Annotated in this window: 16 protein-coding genes; 6 read left to right on the top strand and 10 right to left on the bottom strand. The window is 55.0% G+C overall.

Features of this window, described 5'->3' with window-relative positions; translation table 11 throughout:
• Positions 1 to 3 precede the first annotated feature (3 nt).
• Entirely contained in the window at positions 4 to 1,173 is a 1,170-nt protein-coding gene (locus ACESTR_RS05130) for an MFS transporter (RefSeq protein ID WP_195290214.1), read from the bottom strand.
• Positions 1,174 to 1,347: 174 nt separating this feature from the next.
• On the opposite strand from ACESTR_RS05130, the gene ACESTR_RS05125 reads away from it, so the two are divergent.
• From ACESTR_RS05125 to ACESTR_RS05100, 6 genes are all read left to right on the top strand, one after another.
• A complete protein-coding gene (locus tag ACESTR_RS05125; RefSeq protein WP_279064742.1) occupies positions 1,348 to 2,268 on the top strand; it encodes an endonuclease/exonuclease/phosphatase family protein in 921 nt (306 codons plus the stop codon).
• Positions 2,269 to 2,677: 409 nt separating this feature from the next.
• Positions 2,678 to 3,706 carry a LacI family DNA-binding transcriptional regulator gene (locus ACESTR_RS05120; RefSeq protein ID WP_270391189.1) on the top strand — a complete coding sequence of 343 codons (1,029 nt, stop codon included), beginning with the start codon at positions 2,678 to 2,680 and terminating at the stop codon, positions 3,704 to 3,706.
• Between the two features lie 100 nt (positions 3,707 to 3,806).
• Positions 3,807 to 4,730 (top strand): dihydrodipicolinate synthase family protein, encoded by a 924-nt coding sequence (locus ACESTR_RS05115; protein ID WP_195290217.1) that lies wholly within the window; start codon positions 3,807 to 3,809, stop codon positions 4,728 to 4,730.
• 59 nt (positions 4,731 to 4,789) lie between these two features.
• On the top strand, positions 4,790 to 5,698 hold the full coding sequence (rbsK, locus tag ACESTR_RS05110) for a ribokinase (RefSeq protein WP_195290218.1): 909 nt from the start codon (positions 4,790 to 4,792) through the stop codon (positions 5,696 to 5,698).
• Positions 5,699 to 5,734: 36 nt separating this feature from the next.
• Positions 5,735 to 6,739 carry a multidrug DMT transporter permease gene (locus ACESTR_RS05105; protein ID WP_278686678.1) on the top strand — a complete coding sequence of 335 codons (1,005 nt, stop codon included), beginning with the start codon at positions 5,735 to 5,737 and terminating at the stop codon, positions 6,737 to 6,739.
• A 35-nt stretch (positions 6,740 to 6,774) separates the two neighbouring features.
• Positions 6,775 to 7,176 carry a hypothetical protein gene (locus tag ACESTR_RS05100; protein WP_373178921.1) on the top strand — a complete coding sequence of 134 codons (402 nt, stop codon included), beginning with the start codon at positions 6,775 to 6,777 and terminating at the stop codon, positions 7,174 to 7,176.
• 789 nt (positions 7,177 to 7,965) lie between these two features.
• Here the strand turns inward: ACESTR_RS05100 and ACESTR_RS05095 are convergent.
• The 9 genes from ACESTR_RS05095 to ACESTR_RS05055 all read right to left on the bottom strand — a co-directional run bounded on the left by ACESTR_RS05095 (position 7,966) and on the right by ACESTR_RS05055 (position 24,435).
• A complete protein-coding gene (locus ACESTR_RS05095; RefSeq protein WP_373178919.1) occupies positions 7,966 to 9,702 on the bottom strand; it encodes a beta-N-acetylhexosaminidase in 1,737 nt (578 codons plus the stop codon).
• Positions 9,703 to 9,894: 192 nt separating this feature from the next.
• Positions 9,895 to 11,406 carry a hypothetical protein gene (locus ACESTR_RS05090; protein WP_373178918.1) on the bottom strand — a complete coding sequence of 504 codons (1,512 nt, stop codon included), beginning with the start codon at positions 11,404 to 11,406 and terminating at the stop codon, positions 9,895 to 9,897.
• A gap of 144 nt (positions 11,407 to 11,550) precedes the next feature.
• Complete coding sequence (locus tag ACESTR_RS05085; protein WP_373178916.1) at positions 11,551 to 13,002, bottom strand: hypothetical protein; 1,452 nt, start codon at positions 13,000 to 13,002, stop codon at positions 11,551 to 11,553.
• Between the two features lie 50 nt (positions 13,003 to 13,052).
• Positions 13,053 to 15,326, bottom strand: a complete 2,274-nt coding sequence (locus tag ACESTR_RS05080) for a glycosyl hydrolase family 28 protein (protein ID WP_177861261.1) — start codon at positions 15,324 to 15,326, stop codon at positions 13,053 to 13,055.
• Between the two features lie 9 nt (positions 15,327 to 15,335).
• Positions 15,336 to 16,826 (bottom strand): glycosyl hydrolase family 28 protein, encoded by a 1,491-nt coding sequence (locus ACESTR_RS05075; RefSeq protein ID WP_177861259.1) that lies wholly within the window; start codon positions 16,824 to 16,826, stop codon positions 15,336 to 15,338.
• A 2-nt stretch (positions 16,827 to 16,828) separates the two neighbouring features.
• Positions 16,829 to 18,562, bottom strand: a complete 1,734-nt coding sequence (locus ACESTR_RS05070) for a glycoside hydrolase family 5 protein (protein ID WP_227901014.1) — start codon at positions 18,560 to 18,562, stop codon at positions 16,829 to 16,831.
• Between the two features lie 29 nt (positions 18,563 to 18,591).
• Positions 18,592 to 19,464, bottom strand: coding sequence for a discoidin domain-containing protein (locus ACESTR_RS05065; RefSeq protein WP_026076817.1), 873 nt, complete (start codon positions 19,462 to 19,464; stop codon positions 18,592 to 18,594).
• A gap of 29 nt (positions 19,465 to 19,493) precedes the next feature.
• On the bottom strand, positions 19,494 to 21,344 hold the full coding sequence (locus ACESTR_RS05060; protein ID WP_009599100.1) for a RagB/SusD family nutrient uptake outer membrane protein: 1,851 nt from the start codon (positions 21,342 to 21,344) through the stop codon (positions 19,494 to 19,496).
• A gap of 22 nt (positions 21,345 to 21,366) precedes the next feature.
• Entirely contained in the window at positions 21,367 to 24,435 is a 3,069-nt protein-coding gene (locus ACESTR_RS05055) for a SusC/RagA family TonB-linked outer membrane protein (protein ID WP_019152222.1), read from the bottom strand.
• Positions 24,436 to 24,462 lie beyond the last annotated feature (27 nt).

The raw sequence follows: 24,462 nt of genomic DNA, 5'->3' as shown, positions 1-24,462 counted from the left end.
TGGTTATTTGTTGGCTTGGGTTTTGATGCTGTAGGCGCAGAAGATCAGGTATACGGCGCATACGGTCAGGACGATGAGCGATCCGACCTGCGATCCGACGGTTTCGGTCAGCAGGCCCATCAGCGGGGGAATGATCGCGCCTCCGCAGACGCCCGTAATCATCAGGCCCGAAATTTCATTGGCCTTGTCCGGGCGGCGGCGCAGCGCCAGCGAGTAGACGATCGAGAAGACGCACGAGAGGGCGAAGGCGAAGACGCCCACGCAAATCAGTATCTCGATGTAGCTGTTGGCGAAATAGAGCACGCCCAGCGCCGCGAGCATCACGACGAGGTTTACGCGCAGGTAGCGGACGTCCGAGAGACGCGCCAGCAGGAATGCGCCGATGAATGCGCCGGCCGTACGGCAGAAGAAATAGACGCTCGATCCGAGTCCTGCGTCGGTGATTTCGAGTCCGCAGCGTTCGATCAGCAGTTTGGGCGTCAGCGTGTTCATGCCTACGTCGAGACCTACGGTGCAGAGGATGCCGATGAAGAAGAGCAGGATATGGCTGTCCTTCAGCAGCGAGAACGTTGCGCCGACCGAACTGCCCGACTGTAGGGAAACCTCCTCTTTGGGAATCGAGGTCATCATCAGCCAAAGCGACGAGAGAAGCGTGATCGCGGCGAAGATCGGGAAGAGGTACTGCCAGTTGCCGAAGACGTTCACCGCGAAGACGGCGATAATCGGACCCATGAACGACGAGACGGCTTTGACGACCTGTCCAGCCGTGAGCGAGCTGGTAAGCGATTCGCCCGACACGACATTCGTCAGCAGCGGATTGAGCGACACCTGCAGGATCGTGTTGCCGATTCCCAGCAGCGCGAAGGCCACCATGCAGGTCGCGAAATTATACGATACGAACGGAATCAGCATGCCGACGATCGTGATGACGTTGCTGATCTGGACGGTGCGTTTGCGTCCGACGCGGTTCATTGCCAGTGCTACGGGGACCGAGAGCAGCAGGAACCACAGGAATACCATCGAAGGAATGAATCCGGCGAGGGCTTCGCTGAGGTTGAAATCGTTTTTGACATAGGTGGTCGAGATGCCGACCACGTCGCAGAATCCCATCACGAAGAAGCTGAAAAGGATGGGCATTACTTTGGTTACGGAGGTTTTACGGGCTGATTCCATTAGTTTGGTTTTTTGCACCCCAAAGATAGTAAAAATATGGCGAACCCCGTATCCTCAAGTCCGAAAGTGTACTAATCCGGCAGAAAAATTTACTTGCGGAAGCCTGTTTGGAGGGTATTTCGTCCGTTTTTTGTATCTTTGTTCGACTTGAAACCCGTTAAACGATCCTTTGAAATGAAGAAATTGCTGATTCTCGCCCTGTTTACCGCCGTGACCTTTTGCGCCGCGGCGCAGGAGCTGACCGTAGCCACCTATAATATCCGCAACGCCAATCGGGGCGACGCCGAGCGCGGCAACGGTTGGGAGCGCCGCGGTCCGTGGGTGTGCCGCCTGATCGAATTCCACGGCTTCGACATTTTCGGAAGTCAGGAGGTGCTCGACGGCCAGCTGCACGACATGCTGGCGCAGCTTCCCGACTACGACTATATCGGCGTCGGGCGCGACGACGGAAAGACGCAAGGCGAGTATGCGCCCATATTTTATAAAAAGGAGCGTTTTCGCCTGCTGGACGATGGCCATTTCTGGCTTTCGGAGATCACCGACCGTCCGAACAAGGGCTGGGACGCCGCGCTGCCGCGCATCTGCACGTGGGGCCATTTCCTCGACCTGCAGACCAAGCGCCGCTTCTGGTTCTTCAACCTGCATATGGACCATATCGGGGTGCAGGCCCGCGAGGAGAGCGCCAAGCTGGTGGTGGCGAAGATTCGCGAAATGTGCAAACCCAAAGAGTTCGTGATCCTGACCGGGGACTTCAACGTCGACCAGAACAATCATATCTATACGACCTTTGTCTCGTCGGGCATTTTGGCCGACTCGTACGAGACCGCCGGAAGACGCTACGCCCCGAACGGTACGTTCAACAGCTTCAACCCTTCGCTGAAGACCGACAGCCGTATCGACCATATCTTCGTGACGCCGTCGGTTCGCGTGCACGATTACGGGGTGCTGACCGACACCTACCGTACGGAGACCGCCGCCAGCGGCGAGGAGATCAAGTCGGGCGCCTTCCCCAAGGAGGTTTCACTGCACAGTTACGATGCGCGCACGCCGTCGGACCATTTTCCGGTCGTCGTGCGTCTCGAATTCCGGAGGTAGCGTCGCGTTCCGTCCGGAAGACCGAAAAAGCCCTGATGAACGATATTGTCCGCCAGATCGGACCGGATGTTGCCGGCCCTATCTGGCGGTATCGGTTTCGGCGGAATCCCGGTTACTTCATTATATATAATTGGAGGGTGGGGCGAAGACAAGGTGTCCGGTCGCGGCGAACCTATTTTCGCCGGCCTATAATCTTCGCCGGGTTGCGTCTTGGCCGATAAGAATGCGTTCTGTGCTGTCTTTTTAGCAGTTACGGAGTATGCCGGGAGGATGTGATGCTGATTGACCTTGTTCCCAATTCGTTGATTATCAGTATTTGGATCAGTTTGTACGTAAAATTTTGCCGATTTATTTTGCAACTAAAACGTTTTAGTATATATTTGCGATAGAAAGCTATTATGTGTGCTATATGAAAACTAAACGTACAACGATTCGTGACATTGCCGAAGCTGCCGGAGTTTCGATATCGCTGGTGTCGTTCGTCATGAATAATAAGGGGAAACGTTATCGCATAAGCGATGAGATGACCAAACGCATTCGGGAAATGGCTGACAAACTCGACTATCAGCCTAATAATGCGGCCCGAAGTCTGCGGAGCGGACGTTCGCGGACGATCGGTGTGGTTGTTTCCGATATCTCGAACAGCTTTTTTGCAGAGATATGCCGGAAAATCGAGGACGATGCCTCCCGTTTTAATTATACCGTTATTTTCGGCAGTTCGGACGAGAATGCGGACAAGTTCCGCAATGTGGTCGAAGTACTTCTGGGCAAGGGCGTGGACGGATTGATCCTTGTTCCGTGCGAAGGCTCCGAAGCTTATATCGAAGAGATTTACGGCCTCAATATTCCGCTGGTGCTGATCGACCGTACGATCGACAATCCGGAAATAAGCCGTGTGGTGCTGAACAATCAGAAAGCGTCGGCAATGGCCGTGGAGCATTTGGTGGAATCGGGCTATAAGCGTGTGGCGATGGTCTCCTATGCCATGCGGCTGTCGAATATCTGCGATCGGGAGAAGGGGTACGAATCCACGATGGAACGTCTGGGGCTCAAAGACCGCATGCAGATATATCGTATTGATTTTCATGAAACGGCCCGCCGGGTCGATGATCTTGTGCGGCAGCTTTTTCAACGGGCCAACCGCAAGGTGGACGCCCTGTTGTTCGCAACCAACAGTCTGGCCGTGGAGGGACTTAAGGCGTTGAACCGTTATCAGGTTTCTGTGCCCGACGATGTGGCTGTCGTGGCTTACGATGGCAATGAAGTGTTCGATCTGTACCGGGTGTCCGTTACCAGTGTGCGGCAGCCGATCGAGTTGTTCGGTACGGAAGCCGTTCGTCTGCTGGTGCGCCGGATCGAAGAACCGGACTGCGCTTCCAGCGCCGCGATCATGCTAAACGCCGAGTTGGTGAAAGGGGAGTCTACCGGACAAAAGTGACCCTTTTTTTGTTCTTTTGGCTAAAACGATTTAGTTATTGCTTGTGTTTTAAATAGATATAAATGTATTTCAAAAAGTCTCAGTTGTAATAGTTGAATGTATGAAAACACGTTTTTCCCGATTGAAAGGTCTTATTCCGCCGATGGTCACACCGCTGATCGACAACAATACGCTGGACCGCGACGGCACGGTCAGACTGGTGGAGCATATGATTGCAGGCGGTGTTCACGGAATCTTCATCCTCGGAACGACCGGCGAGGCGCAAAGTCTGGCCTATCACCTGCGTTATGAACTTACCGAGCTGGTTTGTTCGGCAGTTGCGGGCCGCGTTCCCGTTTTGGTCGGCGTGACCGATACCTCGCTGGAGGAGAGTCTGAGACTGGCGCACAAGGCCGCCGAATGCGGTGCTGCGGCTGTCGTTGCGGCGCCGCCTTACTATTTCGCTCCTTCGCAGCCGGAACTGACCATGTATTACAAGGCGTTGGCCGATGCCCTGCCGCTGCCTTTGTGCCTCTATAATATGCCGGTGCATGTGAAGGTGTCGCTCGAACCCGCTACCGTGAAGGAGCTGGCCGGGCATCCGAACATCATCGGACTGAAGGACAGTTCGTCGAACATGGTCTATTTTCAGACGCTTCTTTACGAGCTGAGCGATCGTCCCGATTTCGCCCTTTTCATGGGACCCGAACAGCTCACTGCCGAGAGTGTGATGCTGGGAGCAGCCGGCGGGGTCAACGGCGGTGCGAATGTTTTTCCGGAACTCTATGTCGCGCTTTACGAGGCAGCCGCGGCCAATGACTTGGAACGGGTGAAAGCCCTGCAGCATCATGTCATGGCCGTCGCCGCGTCGCTCTATACCATCGGTCGCTATGGTTCCAGTGCCATCAAGGGAATCAAGTGCGCACTTTCGCTCATGGGGATATGCAGCGATTACCTTTCATATCCTTACCAGCGATTCCTCGATGCCGAACGGACGAAGGTGCGGGCCGTGCTCGAAAGACTGCAGGCGCAGATCCGGATTTGACGCCGGCTATGTCTTGGCAGGAATGAAGCCCTGAATATGAATATTAATAATATGTAATTATGGGAAAAATTGTTGTAATAGGAAGTTCCAATACCGATCTGGTTATCCGTACGCCGCGTATTCCCTCTCCCGGAGAGACGCTTATCGGATCTGATTTTATGATCAATGCAGGCGGCAAGGGCGCCAATCAGGCGGTCGCTGCGGCCCGTATGGGAGGCGACGTCTGCTTTGTCGCCTGCGTGGGCGACGACGGGTTCGGAGCGGAAGCCGTGCGGCATTATGCCGGCGAAGGTATCGATACGTCCTATATCGTACGCCGCAATGGCGTTGCTTCGGGCGTGGCGCTTATCGCCGTAGATGATGCCGCGGAGAATAGTATCGTCGTGGCTCCGGGGGCCAACGCCCTGCTTTCGCCTGCGGATATCGATGCTGTCGAAAGCGAAATCGCCGCTGCCGATTACCTGCTCGTGCAACTCGAAATTCCGATGGAGACGGTAGCCCGCGCTACCGAACTTGCCGTGCGTCACGGAGTGCGGGTCATTTTGAATCCGGCCCCTGCGGCGCCGATTGCGGACGAAGTGTTGGCCCGTCTGGACCTGATTACGCCGAACCGCAGCGAGACAGAGCTGCTGACGGGGCTGAAAGTCGAGAATGTCGGCGATGCCGTTGCGGCCGCCGCATGGTTTCGCGGGCGCGGTGTACGGCGTGTCGCCGTTACGATGGGCAGTGCGGGGGCATTGGTGGCCGATGAGCGCGGCGAGGAGTTCGTTCCGGCCTATCGTGTCGAGGCTGTCGATACGACGGCTGCCGGAGATGTCTTCAACGGCGCGCTGGCCGTCGCCCTCTCCGAAGGGCGCGAGTTGGGAGCTGCAGCACGTTTCGCCGCCGCCGCGTCTTCAATCGCCTGTACCCGCATCGGCGCCCAGCGTTCCATTCCGCAGCGGCGCGAAGTAGATTCCGCCGAATAGACAAAACTTCAATATTAACCTAAAACTTTTATCCTAATGTTTGTTGTAAATAATTATACACTGGCCGTCGTGTTTTGTTTCGTGACGATGCTCTGTTGGGGGTCATGGGGAAACACGCAGAAACTGGCTTCGAAAAGCTGGCGTTACGAACTTTTCTATTGGGACTATGTGATCGGCATGCTGTTGTTCAGCATCCTGTCCGGATTCACGCTCGGAAGCTTCGGCAGCGAAGGCCGTAGTTTCGTCGCCGATCTCGCTCAGGCAGACTGGGGCGGCATCGGCAGTGTGCTGCTGGGCGGCGTGGTTTTCAATGCTTCGAATATTCTGCTGTCCGCTTCGGTATCGCTGGCCGGTTTGGCCGTAGCTTTTCCGCTGGGCGTGGGGCTGGCTTTGGTGCTGGGGGTGATTGTCAATTATGTGGGGGCTCCGAAAGGTGATCCCGTGATTCTTTTTCTCGGCGTTGCGCTCATCGTCGTTGCCATTGTGCTCAACGGAATGGCCTCGGCCCGCCAGTCGGGCGGCGTGAAGAGCAACAGCCGCAAGGGCGTTGCGCTGGCCGCCGTCGCCGGCGTCATCATGGCTTTCTTTTACCGTTTTGTCGCGGCCGCCATGGATCTCGATAATTTCTCCGATCCTACACCCGGCATGATGACTCCCTATTCGGCACTGTTTGTATTCTCGGTGGGCGTGCTGCTCAGCAATTTCGTTTTCAATACATGGGTGATGCGCCATCCCTTCGACGGTGCGCCCGTCAGTTATAAAGCCTATTTCAGCGGATCGCTTTCCACCCATCTGGTCGGAGTGCTCGGCGGTGCAGTATGGGCGTTAGGTACGGCTTTCAGCTACATTGCCGCCGGTAAAGCCGGCGCCGCGGTCTCTTATGCGCTGGGGCAGGGCGCTCCGATGATCGCCGCGATATGGGGCGTCTTCATCTGGCGTGAATTCCGGGGCGCGGGACGTTCCGTGAAGGGATTGCTGGCCTGCATGTTCCTGCTGTTCATCGGCGGTCTGGCGCTGATTATCATTTCGGGAGCGAATTGATTCCTGACGATTGTCGAACCTTAAAACTTTTTCATATGCTGAGAAATCTGAAATATTTTGCCGGAGTCGTAGCCTTGTGCGCGGCTTTTGGTACGGGCTGCTCCGGGGCGGTGTCGGAAGAGACGCCCGTGAAGGTGATTTTCGATACCGACATGGGTAACGATATCGACGATGCGCTGGCGCTCGACATGCTCTACAAGTATGCCGACGAGGGGCGCATCACCTTGTTGGGGATTACTTCCAATAAGGAGGAGCATCCGGCCAGCGTCGAGTATATCGACATCCTGAATACTTTCTACGGCTATCCGGATATCCCTGTAGGCCGGATACGGGAGGGCGCGAACTGCGACCGAGAAAACAGTTTCGTGGCTCAGACCTCGCGCGACGGAGACTACAAACGTATTATCCATTCATTTTTAGATAGAGTTGTAACTTAAAAAGTTATGACTCTATTTGCATATAGCAGGTAATGGTTAGGAAACAGTCGTATGCATTTGTTCGCATCTGCGTTCCATCTTGTCAAACAACTCCTGTTATTGAATACAAATTTAATAAAATGTCCCGATTTTTCAAATTGGATAATTTATTTAGAATGACTTCACCATGATAAATAGACAGTCCTCCAATGGTTATATTCCATCAAATGATCGTGAACAACAAAACTATCTCGGAGGATATGGGTTATCGTTCCGGAATATTGAGGAACATAAACACATTGACAAACGCTTATACACTAATATAGAGCGTATGACTTTAAATATTTGGTTCTCCCGTCTCTAAATAGATTGAACCTGGTAGATAAGCCGATTATATGCGATGTTGAACCGTTCACATAAATATCGATCGCTTCTGAATCGTACGATAAGCCCCGGGGATCTTTGATTTTGAAAACTAGCAAATCTCCGGGGCGATCTATGACGAATCGGTTATCGACCGGTGTGTTTATCGGGCATTGCCCCCTCCGGAACGTCAATTACGATGTCGTTTCTGTTTGCGAAATGAAGACGATCTTTCGGAACAGGAGCGACCCAACGGCATATTCGTCCGCGCCAGGGCATACGGGAAAAATCCGAAGGCCGAAAATAAAAGGGCTGTCTGTTATTCCCTCCACCCGGACCTTTTCCCGAATCAACCCAAAGTCAGCCACGTCCGACTCCGTTTCAAGGCTGCGCACAGTCTGCCGCCCAGAAAGAAAAGGCGATAACGCACAATAGTCGATGGAACGATTAATCGAAATATTCTTTCCAGATTTCCGGCACATCGAACGGATAATAGTTGTCGATCTCCGCGGCGAGAGTAACCAATTGTTTCCGTTCAGGACTTCGAATCACTCCATCCCGACATACGGCGGCCCGGACCACCGTCGAATCGGTCACGGTAAAAGGAGCTTCGTAAAGCGAAGCGTCGGGCGTCGGCGGGGTTCCGTCTAACGTGTAGCGAATCTCTGCGGGATATTTCTCACAGTCGAGAGTCACCTCAACCGCTCTATTTCCGGAACGAATGCGAGTCGTGATCTCAACTTCGTCGCTCAGCGTAAAAATATTTAGCCCCCGTTGCTGCAACAGTGGGATATGGGAGTTCATCCGGACTTTGAAATCGCTCCATTCGCGCTTCTCCTGCGGTGTCCATGCCAATTCTGCCACAGCCAGCAGACGCGGAAAGATCATGTATTCCTGTTGCTCTTCATCTTCGATATATTCAGCCCACGTACATCCCTGCACACCGACGATGCGGTCGGCGCGATCCGCCCGGATCGGCTCCACGGCCGCAGGGTCCACGAATTCGGCCCGGATGATCGACTCGTTGCGGGCCGCCGATTCCGGATCAGCCGGCACCGGCTCGAAAGCGTACATCTTTTTAATGGGAGAATATCCGTACATGGCACGCGGCTGAGTGGAAGGATCGGCCTGATACCAGTCGAAATAGAGCACTTCACCGGGTGTCATTACGGCATAATTGCCCCGATTAGCGGCTTCGATAGCCCCTTTCTGTCCACGATACGACATAACCAAGGTTTCGGAATGCAGTTCGTTGTGCAGTATTTCATCCCAGCCGACCATAACCCGCCCTTTCGAAGCGAGAAAATCCTGGATACGGGCGATCATATAGGGTTGGAGTCCCTGTATCCCGTTAAGTCTCTCCCGCTCGATCAGGGCCTGGCATTTCGGACAGGTCGCCCAGGCGACTTTCCGGGCCTCGTCGCCTCCGATATGGATGTATTTCGAAGGGAAAAGCTCCATAACTTCGGTAAGCACATCCTCCATAAAAGTATATACCTGTTCGTTGCCGACACAAAATTCTCCCGTCGTATAAGGTTTGCCCGTACAGCACAACTCCGGATAGCCGATGAACACGGCGTCGGAATGCGCCGGGAATTCGATCTCGGGAATGACCGTAATGTGCCGCTCGGCGGCGTAGGTCACGATCTCACGGATGTCCTCTTTGGTGAAATATCCGCCGTAAGCGCCCGGAGTTCCCTCGGGAAGATAGCGACGGTCGTTCCGGTCCCACCATGCATACCAATCCCGCTGCGTGCGGAATGCCCCTTCGGCGGTGAGCCGCGGATATTTGTCGATCCGGATGCGCCAACCACCGTTATCGGTCAGATGGAAATGGAATACGTTGAGTTTGTAGCGGGCCATTTCGTCCAGCATCTTCAGCACCTGACTTTTCGGAAAGAAATGCCGCGATACATCCATGTGCATGCCCCGGTAGGCAAACCGGGGCCGGTCGCTGACCCTTACGCAAGGAATACCCTTGTCGGTCATCAACTGTTCCAGCGTCCGTTTCCCATAGAAAATGCCGGTCTGGGTGGCGGCCGTGAGTCTCACCGACGAGCGATCGACCGTAAGTTCGTATCCCTCCCGTCCCAGCACATCCATCCGGGAATTGTCCACAACTACGGTCGTGAAGTCGTCCACCGTCGTGTTTCCCGGCTGAAAATACCCGGACAGCACCTCCATTTCCGCCGGGCGCGGAATGAGATTCACCCGAATCGCTTCGTGTGAACAGCACCCGGAAAGGGCCATTAAACAAAGAAAAAGAATAGAGACTCCCCAGCCCGAACGGATACGTCCCGGCAACAATCGTTCATTCATGTCCAATTGATTTTTACATAAAATACGGCCCGGCCGTCAAGCCGGGCCGAAACATTCCTATTTACAGGACCACACGGTTATCTGCACTTCGGCAACATTCACATCGGAATCCTCGACCACATTGCCGTCGGCGTTCACCCGGGAGGTGATCTCGCATTTCACATACCGGTAGGTCGCATTTCCCTTGTCGAATTCGATCCGCCCGGTCGTGACCTCGGCTCCGGCGTCTTCCGTAGGTTTCGTCCGGTCGGAAGTGAAAGTCGTGATCAGCGTCCAGCTTTCGTTGCCGCCCCGATAGTCCTCCGGAGCATTGCTTCCATAGATATTCATCGTGCGGAGCTTCTGGCCGCCTTTGCCTCCGAATTTGTTCCAGTAGGTGAGCGTAATGCCCTGACATCCGGTTCCCAAATCCACATACCACGACGGAACGGTGCCTTTTTCTGCCTCCCCAACTGCGTCGGGGCCCCAATAGAGGTCCTTGTGCTCGTCGCTCCCGTCCATGATACCGTCATAAAGATACGAATCGTATTTTACGGAACCGTCCCAGTCGGTGAATACGGACGAAGCCCAGAAATTGTCATATCCGGGATCGGCTGCGCCGCTGATGGGAAGCGGCGCCGAGGACCAAACCTTATTCAGGTCGTCGTCGGTTTGGAAGTGATCTTCGATCGTTATGCTCGCATCCCACGGAGCATAGGTCAAACCCAACGTCAGTTCAGCATTCTTCAAGATCTCTTCCGTACGGCCTTCAAGCCGCGTGAGTTTGTCTGCCGGAATACTTCCGGAAAGACGTACGACGAAATCCTCATACGCGTCGCCCCGGAAAACCCGAAAATCCATCTTCACATTGGCCCTCGTCTCGTCCGAAGGCATCAGCACACTCCGGGCTGAAAAAACGGTTCCCTCTTTCGTCAGCTCGATCCGCTTCGAAGCAGGCTCCCCCGTCGAAAAGTCGTACTGCCCCGTAAGGTCGACCCGGTCGTAGAGATCGCCTACGGTAAGTTCCACGGCCGTGACATCATTCGGGACATCGGTCAGGCGGACATCCAAGGCCCCGACCAGCCGTTGCAGGTCGGAGACGGGAACCGTCGCGCCGACATTCCGGGAAACGGACGCCGTACCGAGCACCATATCCGGAATAGTCTCGTTCATGTCCGTTACGGTCACGGTTGTGTTCTTTTTGGCCTCGTCCGAAGCCTCATAGAAAACATGAGGAACATCACGATCCATCATCAGCGCGACAAGCGAATAAGCCGCCTTTTCCACCACGAACGGTTCGAGATCGCCGAACGAGTCGGCATGCTGGTATTTATAGCAGTCGGATGACATGTCGTTGAAAAGGTAGAGCGACACCCCATACTCACCGAGCCCCTCGAAGCCATCGCTTTCGGATGCAAGAACGGGAACGATCTTCCAAAGCTGATCCCCCTCTTCCGGTCTTTCGGATTTCGCCTTGTCCTCGTCGCACGAGCAAAGCAGAACGAGCGTGAGCGCAGGCAGTAACAGAAGGCGTGCAAGGCGATCCGCCCATCCGCAGGCATTCCCGACATTCTGTTTTTTCATCATCATGGCTTTCATATTATATACTTGATTCTTCAGGCCCCGCAGGCCCACACGACTGCCGTTCGGGGTGATACCGGGAACGGACTGCTAAAGTCCGCTCCCGCAAATCCCCATTCAGCGTATCGCAGGAGGGAAACTCCTTTCCGACAACTATTTGTACTCCCAAGTCGAAACCTCCAGTTCGCCGACATTCACGTCGAGCACATCCGTAATGGTCGCACCGTCGGGATTAACCTTAGATGTCATCACGCATTTTACATACTGATAGGAGACGCTTCCATCCTCCGAGAATGCGATCTTGCCCGTCGTCACCTGCGCCCCGGCGTCCGTGGTCGGAGTGGTCTTGTCGGAGGTGAAAGTCATGATCTTCACCCAATCCGCATTGCCACCGCCGTAATCGGCTCGCGTATTGCTTGCGTAAATGTCCATCGTCTTGATTTTCTGACCGCCCTTACCGCCAGCCTTGTTCCAGTAGTCGATGGTCACGCCCTGCTTGGCAGCGCCGAGGTCGATATACCAGATGGGAGCCGTGCGGTCCCATTCGGCAGGACACCAATAGTTGCTTCCGTCCGTTTTGTTCCCGTCATAGAGGTTGTACTGCCAGAATGTCTCGCCCCAGCCGGAATCGCCTCCATCGGACGACGCCCAGAAATTGTCGTATCCAGGAGCGGCTGAACCGCTGATTGGAAGGGCTGTCGGACCCATCCACTGCTTGTCAGGGGTAGTCTCGTCGATGGTAAAGCTGTCGGAAAGATTCACCACCGTGCTGTCCCAGGCCGCGTAGGTAATCGCCGAGTTGAGGTTGACCTTCGAGGAGGAACTGCCGGCTTCGACCGTCGTCGCCAGTTCATACTGCCCGTTGGCCGCGATCCGGCCCGCAGGGGTGCTGGTGTAATCCGTGCCGTTGACGCTGTAAGTCAGCGAGAGGTTGGAAGCCTCCGTATCGGTAGGCATCACGATAGCATTGCCGACGAACTTGCCTTCGGCATTCTTGGTGAGTACAAGACTTTTCGATGCGAACGCGGCTCCGCTCTTGGAAAACGCTCCGTCGAGACTCACCTGATCGTACATGTTGCCGATCGTCAGGGTGATGCTCTCGGCATCGACGTTCTCCAGTCCGCTGACCGTCACCGTGACCGATGCCACGACGCGCTTGAGCTGGAGTGCGGCCGCCGCGCCTTCGGCACCGACCGTAACGACGTCGGAATTACCGACCAACAGTTCGGGAATCTGAGCCGAAATGTCGGTTATTTTGACACGTGCATCGGCAACGGCATTCGAAGCGGCGACACCCGTAAAAGTGAGATTCGTCTCGTCGCTGGAAGCGACAGCGTAAACGGTGTAGCTGCCCGGCTCGACCGAGAAAGAACCTAAAGCCGCAGCATCGGCGGCGCTCTTTGCATCCGCAATGTTACCCTCCGACACCAGAATCGCCCGGTGTGCATAAGCAGCCTCGGCGGCATCCGCCGAGCGGGTCTCGATCTTCAGTTTCGGTTCGTTGTCGGGAGTACCTCCCGGAATCTCCTCCGAAGAGGAGCAGCCCGTCAGAATCATACCGGCCAGCATGGCGACGGCAAATGTGTACATGGAATACTTTTTCATAATTATGCGTTTAAGGTGGTTAATAAAATTTTTTTATTGATTTCAGGCGGTTATTCGAACGTCACGTTCCGGACGTATCCGTTTATCTCCAGATGAGGCCCCGATCCGTCGGTTACCGGCGCGCCGTTGACCGTGAAGTTCCCGATCGTCACTCCGTCGATCGACTGCGCGTCGCTGCGTCCTCTGATCCAGCTCGGAGTCGCCCGCGTACCGGTATAGGCGATGTTGCGCAGGGTGATGTTCCGGGCCCATTGTCCATAAAGTCCGTCGAACGCCCAGGCGTTGGTGAAGTGCGCGCAGAAAACCTTTCCGCCGTCGATGTCCTCGACAATGATGTTTTCGAACGCAATATCCTCGAACGTGCCGTTATCGGCGATCATCACCGCCATCGCTCCGGGATAGATCCCGTCGTTCTGACGGTTTTCCAGCACGATGTTGTCGTGGAACCGGATATTCCGGAATGCAATGCCCCGCGCCTCGGGACCGACGAGCATGTTGTGCGCCTTGTCGGCCCAGAAAACACAATTGCGGATCTCGTAATCGTAGACATCAAACTTGTTCTGCGCCAGATAATAGACCGTCCAGATGGAAGCGTCGGTGAACGATCCGTCGGAGGCGGTGTGCGCGGTGACGTAATCGGTCTTTCCGTTGAAGGCCTTGATAGTCACGTTATCGTCGTAGTTGCGCTGGAACGTATTCTCGACCAGTACATTGCGGCAGCAGATGAAATCCATGCCGTCGGAGTTCATGATCCAGCCGATCTCCTTGATGTTGTCGATATGCACGCCCGTGCTTCCGACGATCTTGAGCGTCCAGTTCGGCGTGTCGCGCAGCAGGATGCCCTCGACCTTGAAACCGTCGCAGTCGAAGGTTTCGATCTGCGGCTGGCGGCCGTCACCGTGATTCTCCTTTGACGAACAGAGGATGCCCCGCCCCCGGATCGTCAAGTTGCGGCATCTCTTGGCATAGATGCTGCCGTAGACCAGCGCCCCCTCGTCAAGATAGATCGTCTGATTATCCTTATAGAGAATCTCCTTGCGCCCCATATTATGAATGCCGGGACCGAAATAAGTTACGTTGGCACCCGTCGGGATCGCCGTGTCGGGCAGGTCGGGCAGGATGAAGAGGTTCTCCATCCGGTTATCGTCGAACTCCACCGAAACCTTTTGCGCGGGATCGTCCAGTTCGAACTCGACGCTGTTCGGGGTCTGCACGTTGGGCACGATGCCGTAAGAAAGCGGACGAATCTCCACTTTCGAAAACGTCCCCGCACGGCGGGTCACACGGACCTTCAACGGAGCGGCGAACGCATCGGTGAACATTGCAAAGCCCATGTCATGCTGGACGTACCCCGCAGCCGGATTGGCGGCATAGTCCGAAACTTCGGCATTGTGCACGAAAATCTCTTCCCAGCATCCGTTGCGGAAAATCTCTACCGTGAAATCGTCATTGGCCGGACGGTCGTCCATGGCGGGCAGCCCGTCGTCGGGAATCGTCGTCGGAGCGTCCCAGGGGAGATAGCTGATCACGGGCGTAAGTTTCAGGTCGGTATCGTCCTTAAATTTCGCCGCGACCGAAAGCGCGTATTTCCGATTAGCCTCGATACGCGTTTCCTGCACGGAAACATAATTCTTTCCGTTGATCGTGAAGCGGAACTCCAACGTCGCGGAGGCTGTGTCAGTCGGCAGGACGACGGCCTGGCCGACATAACGTCCCGCGCTGTTCCGAGCCAGCACGATCGCCTTTTCGGAAAATTCAGCCCCGCTGTTTCCGGGCGTTCCGTCGGAGGCGATCCGGTCGTACATCCGGGGAATCGAGACCGTGATACTTTCGCAGGAGAGCGCTTCCAGCCCCACGACAGTCACCGTAAGGTGAGCCACGGCCCGCTTCATCCCAACCGGAGCCGAAACCGATCCGGCGACGGCTTCGAAACGGCTGTTGCACCCGATCAGCAGGTCGGGAATCGGAGCGGTCATGTCCGTTATCCGGACGCCGTACTCCGACAGAGCGATCCCCTCCGCTGCCGGAAAGGTCAGATTATCCTCGTCCGCAGCAGCAACCGCCAGCATTCCATAGGTTCCCGGCTCTACCCGAAACGGTGCGAGCGCCGCGGCGGATGCCGCAGAGACGGACTGCGCAACAACGCCTTCACGGATCAGGCAGACACGGTGGGCATAGGCGGCCTCCGCAGTCACAGTCTGCGGTACGGCCCGCACCATAGCCATTCCGCCCGCAACCAAGTCCGAATCGCACGCGGAGTCGGAGCAGGCGGCTGACAGCGCGGCCGTACACAGGGCAAGAGAGGTTATTAAGATTCTTCTCATGACAAAAGTCTATTCGAACGTTACGTTTCGGACATATTCATTGATCTCCAGATGGGGGCCCGATCCGTCGGTTACCGGCGTACCGTTGACCGTGAAGTTCCCGATCGTCACTCCGTCGATCGACTGCGCGTCGTTGCGTCCTCTGATCCAGCTCGGAGTCGCCCGCATACCAGTATAGGCGATATTGCGCAGGGTGATGTTACGCGCCCATTGTCCGTAGAGGTTGCCGAACGCCCAGGCGTTGGTGAAGTGCGCGCAGAAAACCTTTCCGCCGTCGATGTCCTCGACAATGATGTTTTCGAACGAAATGTCCTCGAACGTGCCGTCGTCGGCGATCATCACCGCCATCGCCCCGGGATAAATCCCGTCGTCCTGACGGTTTTCCAGCACGATGTTGTCGTGGAACCGGATATTCCGGAACGCAATCCCCCGCGCTTCGGGACCTACGAGCATGTTGTGAGCCTTGTCGGCCCAGAAAACGCAGTTGCGGATCTCGTAGTTGCAGACCTCGAAGTTGCGAAGCCCGGCGACCATCCAGATCGCCCCGTCGGAATAGGAGCCGTCGGTGTTTGTATGGGAAGCGATGTATTCGGGCGTGGCGTTGAAGGCTTTGATGGTCACGTTGTCGTCGTAGTTGCGCTGGAACGTGTTTTCGACCAACACGTCACGGCAGCAGATGAAATCCATGCCGTCGGAGTTCATGATCCAGCCGATCTCCTTGATGTTGTCGATATGCACGCCCGTACTCCCAACGATCTTGAGCGTCCAGTTCGGCGTGTCACGCAACAAGATGCCCTCGATCTTCAGATTGTCGCAATTGCGGAATTCCATCTGCGGCCGCCGGCCGTCGCCGTGGTTTTCCTGCGACGAACAAAAAACGCCCCGTCCGCGAATCGTGAGGTCGGAGGCGTTTTCGGCCTCGACCCGCCCCAGCACGACAGCCCCTTCGTCGAGATAGAGGGTGCGGCCGCGTTCGTTGGCAATGCGGATCACTCCCGCATTGTGCACCCCGGGACCGAAATAAGTTACATTGGCACCCGTCGGGATCGCCGTGTCGGGCAGGTCGGGCAGGATGAAGAGGTTCTCCATCCGGTTGCCGTCGAACTCCACTGAAACCTTTTGCGCGGGATCATCCAGTTCGAACTCGACGCTGTTCGGGGTCTGCACGTCGGGCACGATGCCGTAAGAGAGCGGACGAATCTCCACTTTCGAAAACGTCCCCGCACGGCGGGTCACGCGGACCTTCAACGACTGCCGAAACGAGTCCGTAAACAAGGCGAACCCCATTGTATACTGGGTATATCCCGCCTCGGGATTGCCGGCATAATCGGAAACCCGGGCATTGTAAACGAAAATCTCCTCCCAGGTTCCGCCCCGAAAAACCTCGACCTTATAGGCGGCGTTTCCGGGCAGGACGTCCCGGCCCTCCCCATAGGCCGTTCCGGGCATCAGGCAAACAGCAAGTATCCAGAATACGCCCTGTGCAATCTTCAACAACATTCCTATTCGGTTTTAAATCCATACTTTTGCAGCAGAGCTTTCGCCTCTGCATCGGTCAATTCCTTGCCGGTCAACACTTTCAGCAGAGGACAGTTGATCCGGTAAATGCCATATTCCATATCGACAAATCCGAATCCGCCGTCGAGGCACTCCCAAAGCGTCCATGGAATATTATTTGCCTCCATGGCAGCCACCATATCCGTGAACCACGCCAAACGCATCGCTTCCGCGACGTTTTTACTGCATCCGAATTCGCCGCAATGTACCGCAAGTCCGGCATTCCGACCGTCGGACGCCGCATTGGACATTTCACCCATAATCCGGTCGGCATTGTAGGTCGTTTTGTGAAAAGAGGCATACTGCGGGTATTTGTCAGCATCCGACTGAGTGGGAATGACCACCCCCGGATATTGCACGGCTCCCTGATAGCCGACCCACGCCAGCATCTTATAATGCGACAGCAGCATCGGGAGATAATAATGGAACGACACAACCGCATTGGGATCTTCCTCGGCCACCCGTGCATACTTGATGTAGTTGTAGTCCTGCCAGCCCATTGCCGGGACGAATACGATCCGTTCGGGGTCCTGCTCTCGGACTGCCGTCAGAACCTCATTCTGAAGCTTGTTCCAACCAGTTGCGTCGGGCGTCCCGTCATGGGGCTCGTTCAGCAGTTCGAAGGCCACGCACTTCGGATTGTGGCCCTTGAATTCCGCCGCAAGTTTCCGCCAAACATGCACGAAATGGGCGCGAAATTCGGGATAGGCAGGGTCGTACAACTCCTCTTCCCGGTACCTGTCCGAGCCTTCACGGGGAGCCGGCGTGTGCAGGTCGAGAATCGCATACATGCCGTTTTGCTCGCACCATGTAAAAAGTTCGTGTAATTTCCCGACGGCCTTTTCGTTAAACCGCCCCTCCCGGTCGAAGATGCACAGCTCGTCGACAGGAACCCGGAAATGGTCGAATCCCAACTCTTTCCACAACGGGAACTGAGCGGGCGTGACATAGCCCAACCAGTCGCGATCGGCTTCCGTCATCCAATAAGCGAGGTTCACGCCGCGCCGAAACCGGAAATCAGAGAGATGATCCGCCACTGGTATCGGAGCAATGTCGGCAACCAGTCTATAAGTGTACGTATTGCGGTCTTTGTAAACGGAAAAACTCTCCCCGGTCGAAAGGTCGTACGAAACCTTTTCGCTTGTCGGCCGATAGCCGTCGGAAAGCGTGATATCCAGCGGTACGGCACCCAACAGCTCCTCCGGATATTCCGAAGCATAGATCGTCGTGATCGGGAACGAAACCGTCCTCGTCTCATGGTCAATCACTCCCTCGATCGGTTTCCCGCGAAACAGGAAAGAGGCCGACAAGACCGGGGTTTCGTTCCGGGCTGAGATTTCGTAGGAGACCTCCCCGGCTCCCGAGCTGACCGTCACGGTTCGGGGTTGCGTCAGGTCCATCGTCGTCTCCGGTTCCTTCGGAGAAACCATCGCATACCCGGGATTCAACTGGAACGTCAACTCCACGGCATCCACATCCCGCTTTTTGTCGAAAGTCAGACGGATCGTCCGCTTGCCGTCGTCGATGACCGCCGAAATGGAAGTCCGCCCGCCGTCGGCAGCGGTCACCAGGGCAAAAGGCTTATTCGCAAATACGCCGTCCAGTCCGGAATCTTCCCCACAAGCAGGCATCAATGCGACATAAATTAGCAGCAATATGTATTTCAAAAGTTTTTTCATCTTTATCGTTGCTTTTTCAATTATGATTGTCATTCGGCTTCGGGATCGACCAATTCCCGCACGACCTCGTAAAATTCGATCTCTGCGAGTGAAAAATAGGGCTGGTAGACATCGGTTCCTTTCACCACCTCGTATTTTACATGGGAAATAGGCTCTTCCGGCAGAAACTGCTCCGAAGTGTAGGAGGAACCCAGATCACCGGGCAGGTTATCCAATTGGGCCAGCAACGTCCACGTTTCGCCATCCGGGCTGCCGTAAATATTCACGGTCTTGGGCAGCGAACCGTTCGCTTTCTTACGGTTCCAATATTGGAATTTAAACGCTGAAACTTCCTTGCGAAGATCGAAAGTCAGGTGATGATAACCCGTAGGCTTCAATTCGGGATAGGTCCACTCATCCCAGAAACTCTGGAAAAAAGTATCCGGATTTCCATCCACAAGCAATTCCAAGGGGCCTTCGCTCGGCTCCTGGGCATTGGTAGCCAACTGGTCTGCTGCGAGCGGGATCGGATTCTCCGCAACAACCACATAATAGGACTCGGCCTTTTCACACTGCCGTTCGATATAGACGGGTTGCCCGGGCGTTCCGTTTACATCGTAAGCCGTAAATGTGAAACGGTACTTCCCATATCGGTTTAGCAGTCCGTCAATGTAGAGGGTGCCGGTATAGCGGCTGCACTGCTTCGAAATTGTCGTCTGCGTGCCGAAATCGTAATACGAAACCTCGGCATAGAGGAAGTCACGGCTTTCGATCGGGTTCCATGTCAGTCGGATCGCTCCCGGAAATGCCTCGGCACGGATTCCCTGTACGGCGAGCGCCGTCATGACAGGCTCATCGTCCCCGCCGCACGAAACGCCGCACGAACAGGTAAAGAGCAACAGTATTTTATATATGCTTTTCATAGATGCAGTTTTTCAAATTCGTGATTCTGTCAATAACCCGGATTCTGGACGAACTTTCGTTCGTTCTTGTTGATGTCATCCTTGGGTATCGGCATCAGGTAATGCATCGGAGTCATGAACTTGCGCTGGACGATCACCTCGGTCACCCGGAAGAAATCGGCATCGGACTCCCCGTTGTAATTCATGCCTTTGGGGCGGACGTTGAAATACTTGTCGCCCTCTTTCCAACGGCGCACATCCCAGAAGCGGTGCCCCTCCAGATAAAGTTCGATAGTCCGCTCCTGACGTGCCATGCGGATCATTTCGTCGCGTCCAAGCGTCAGCCCCGCCTTTTCGAAAGCCTCGTCCACCGGGTCCAGTCCCGCCCGTTCGCGGACCGGTTTCAGCGCTGCTGCCGCTTCGTCAATCCGTCCCAAGTTGGCATAAGCCTCCGCAAGATTCAGGTACAGCTCTGCCATGCGAATCACCGGCCACGGATAATGCGGAGCGGCAACGTCCTCCTGAATGTTGTTGTAGAGCGGCGAACAACCCTTCTTATTGAGGTATCCCGTAGGGGTGTAGTTCGTCGTGCGCTCCTTGATGCCGAAAACATCGTTTTTGCGGAACTTCGTCTGCACGATGTTCGCGTTGTCGTCAGCTCCGTCGCGACGGAGCACTTCGTAATACCCGTTCTGGAAAGCCACCCACGCATAGAAGCGGGGTTCACGATCGATATTCAGGTTCATGGTCACACCGTCGCAGACATCGTTATGATACTCCCCGTAACGGTACCTCCCGGTATAGTCGTATTCCGGGTCGAGATCGATCGGAAGTCCGTTTTTGGAATAGAACATCTCGACCATCGTCAATGTCACGCCGACACCGTTGCCCGATGACGGACCCACGCGATAGGGAGTGGACTTGTATTGCAACCCATAGTGACCCTCTTTCCGGGTATCGGCCCACAGCACCTCTTTCGAAGTGTTGTAATCCATGAAATTCAGACGGAGCACCCGATGCACGGGATCGGTCGGTTGGGCGAACCTCGACGTAACCACCGGACTTTCGGTATAGAGTTTATAACCTGCGGCCTTAGCGACCTCAATGGCCTCCTCGGCTGCGGAAGCCGCCTTTTCCCATTTTGCCTCCGAATAAGTCTGGCTGATCAGATGGCGCCCGTCCACTTTGCTGACGAAATTTGCATAGTATTCGCTGTTTCCGTTGAAGAGCGGGGAAGCGGCATAGAGCCACAACCGTGATTTCAGCGCTTTGGCAGCAACGCTCGTGGCCCGGCCGTAGGCCGTGGAGGTCTGCTCTGCCGGCAGCATCCCGGCCGCTTCGTCGAACAGGTCAGAGATCCACTGCACACATACGTCGTAACTGTCCCGCTCGGGGAAGTCCGCCTTGTCCATATCGATGGACATGACGCCCTTGATAAGCGGAATCGGACCGTAGTTCTTCAAAAGCAGGAAATGGTAATAAGCGATCAGGAATTTCGCCTCTCCTTTGTAAATCCGGAGATTCGCCTCCGTCATGTTGGGCACTGCGTCGATATTTTCCAGCAAGATGTAGCACCGCCTGATACCTCCGAAAAGCGTATTCCAGTAGGAGATCACCGGTTCGCTGGCGTTGTAGTTTCCCTTCGGGAAGTTGGCGAAGGTCTCGTGTTCCCACGGGGTCACCACTTCATCGGCCGTCATCAGATCCAGCGAAGCTGTTTCGTGACGCGGATTGGGCAGGAACGAATAACAGGAATAGAGATAGCGTTCGGCCATCGTCGGGTTCTGGAAGGCGTCTTTCTCGTCCGGCGTCTCATCGGGGACTACGTCCAGATAACTGCACGCCTGAAACAGGAATGCGGCAGATAAAATCAGGGATAGAATATGTGTGTAATATTTCATAGGATTTCGTTTGGAATTTATTTTATAACGTCATCTGGATTCCAATGTTGAAAACCCGCTGGGTCGGATATTTCAGTCCCGATCCGCCGCCCTGTTCGGGGTCCCACAACTTGAATTTCGAGAAGGTCAGCAGGTTCGATCCGCTGATGTAGAAACGCATTTTCTTGTAGGTATAGCCGATCTCCGCGTTTTTCAGTTTCAGGAACGACGCGTCGCGGAGCCAGTAGGTCGAGGCAACCGTGTTGTTGCCGTATTCCACGACGCTCAACCGCGGATAGGCCGCATAGATATTCGGATTGCTTTCGCTCCAGTAATCGTCGGCGACGAACTGCATGACGTTGCGCTTGACATTGTTATTGATACCGAACGGATGGAATCCGCTCATCACGAGCGACGTATTGGCCGTACCCTGGAAGAAGACCGAGAAATCGAGTCCTTTCCACTGCGCTGAAAACCCGAACCCGTAGACGATCTCCGGCACTTCGGGATACCCTGCATAAATACGGTCGTTCGAATTGATCGTGTTGTCGTAGTTGCCGTTCGCATCGGGCTGGTTGACGTATTTGATGTCGCCGGCCATGATTTCACCGCCCAGCAGTTGTTCAGGACTGTATTTCACCTCGTTATTGTCGATAAACAGGCGTTGCGCCTCATAAAGCAGGAACGAATTGACCGAACGGCCGACCCGCGAAAGATTGGGATACTGCAGGTAATCCGGCTCATCCTGTTCGAGCACCCGGTTGCGGGCGAAGGTGAAGGTTCCTTTGGCAGAAATGAAGAAATCCTTGCCGATCTGATGGGTATAATCCATCGAGAGATCCAAACCGCGATTTCTCACCTTACCCAGATTGCCGTACACTTTTGTCGTAGCCGTTCCGAGAAAAGCCGGAACTGTGCCGCGTTCCAGGAAAATACCGCTCCGGACCTCCTGAAACAGATCGACCATTACATTCAGTCGGTTATAAAATTGCAGATCGACACCGACATTGAGTTTTTCTCCGGTTTCCCAAGTGATCTTCTTATTCTCGAAACGGTTGTAAACGGGACCGCTCAGCGTATACTCCCCGTCGGCGCCCGTCGTATATCCGGCTCCGGAAAGGGAGAGGTCCGACATGTACATGAAACGCGTCTCCTCGCTGTCGTTGCCCACAAGACCGTACGAACCGCGGAGTTTGAAATAAGAGACGGCCTTCTTGATAGGCGCCCAAAATTTCTCCTGACTGACCACGTATCCCACGGCCACCGAAGGGAAAAAGCCGAAGCGCCGTCCCTCGGCGAAATTCTCACTGCCGTTGTATCCGAAATTGGCCTCGATGAGGTAACGGTTGTCGTACCCGTAGGTCAGACGGCCCGCAAGGCCCTGTTTACGCTTGGGCAAAGAACTGAACAGACTACCGGGATTTCCGAGCGCAGTCTCCTCCTGATTATACACGACCATAGCACTCACGTCATGACGGCCGAAACTGCGGTTATAGTTGATCATTCCCTGGATATATATCTTGCGGTCTCCGTCAGTACTGCTGGAGGTGGCGAGTGTCGTACTTTGCTCGTTGCCGCGGATCTCCAGATCATAGTCTTCCAATCCGTCATCGCCCGTATGCGTACCCGAAATTTCGTAGGAATTATAACCTGCCGAACGCGATGTCTGGGTATAGGAATAGTTCTTGAAAGAGATCAGCGCCGAAGCGGAAAGCCCTTCGGTGATGAAATCGAAATTCTGATCCAGACTCAGATTGGCGTTCAATACGCTCTGGAACTCGTCTTTGTAGCCGGTAACCATTTCAGCCACGGGATTCTTCACCATGGCTTTGCCGCCCCAACGGATATGGTTTACCGTCGGATCGTCGGGAAAGGTTATCGGCATATCGGCGGGATTGCCGTTCATGATCATTCCGAAAATGTTTTCGCTGCTTTTCACCGGCCCGTGCGTATCCCGGAGCTGGGTGTTGATTTTCAGCGACACTTTGGTAGACTTCGTAAGATTGACGTTGACATTGTTCTGGAAAGCGTAACGCCAAACCGAGTAATTGTTGTTATAGGAGAAGTAATCCCGGCTCAGGTTCTTCAACATACCTTCCTCGTGACGGACGGTGGCGCTCATGAAGTAATCGACCCTCGAACTGCCGCCGCGGATATTGAAGTTAAAGTTTTCGTTGACTGCCAAATTTTTAAACATCTCATCGTACCAATTCACATCCGGATAGATATATTTGTTGCTGCCGGCCCGCGTACCGTCGATCTTCGCCTGCGTATAAGGAATCTGCCCCGTACCGCGCGTCAGAACCGACTCGTTGTACATCTGCATATAGGTCACCGCATCGACCGTTTCCGGGCGGCTCGTCGGAGTCGAAAGAGCCGTCTCAAAGCGAAAATTAATGACCGGCTTATCCAGATTCTTACCGTTCTTCGTCGTAACGATCATCACGCCGTTGGCTCCCCGCGAACCATAGAGAGCGGTCGCCGTAGCATCCTTGAGCACCGAAAAACTCTCGATAATCTCCGGGTCCAGCCCGTTCAGTTCATTCGCGTCGATAGCCACACCGTCAAGGATGATCAACGGCTTGGTCGCGGAACCGAACGTGGAGATACCGCGTATCCAGAAATCCGCCTGGTCGGCACCGGGCTGTCCATTGCGCTGCACGGCGATCACACCGGCCAGGCGTCCGGCAAACCCGGTCGACAAACTCGACGAAGGCATCCGCAGTTCCGCGGGAGCGATGGACTGTACCGAGCTCACCAGCATGCCTTTCTTTTGCTGGCCGTAACCCACCACCACAACTTCGTCCAACGCATTGGCGTCCTGTTTCAACGCCACGTTGAGATAATTCTCACGGCCAACCGCAATCTCCTGGGCTTCATACCCGACATAGGAGAAAAGCAGTGTTTTCCGGTTTGCCGGCAGGTTGATCGAAAACATTCCGTTCAGGTCCGTCGTAGTACCGATGGTCACACCTTTTACCTGTACGGTGGCTCCGATCAGCGGCTCTCCGGTGGCCGCATCGGTGACAGTACCGGAAACCGTTCGGGGAGCAGACTGTGCATATATTCCGCAAGGAACCGCGAAAATACCTCCGGACAACACGGCGAGCATAATCAACCGCGCAGTCCGCAACATATT

The sequence above is a fragment of the Alistipes sp. DJF_B185 genome (assembly GCF_964250025.1).
Lineage (GTDB): Bacteria > Bacteroidota > Bacteroidia > Bacteroidales > Rikenellaceae > Alistipes > Alistipes finegoldii.
The sequence above is the reverse complement of the archived record's forward strand: the minus strand, read 5'-3'. Positions and strand labels throughout refer to the sequence as shown.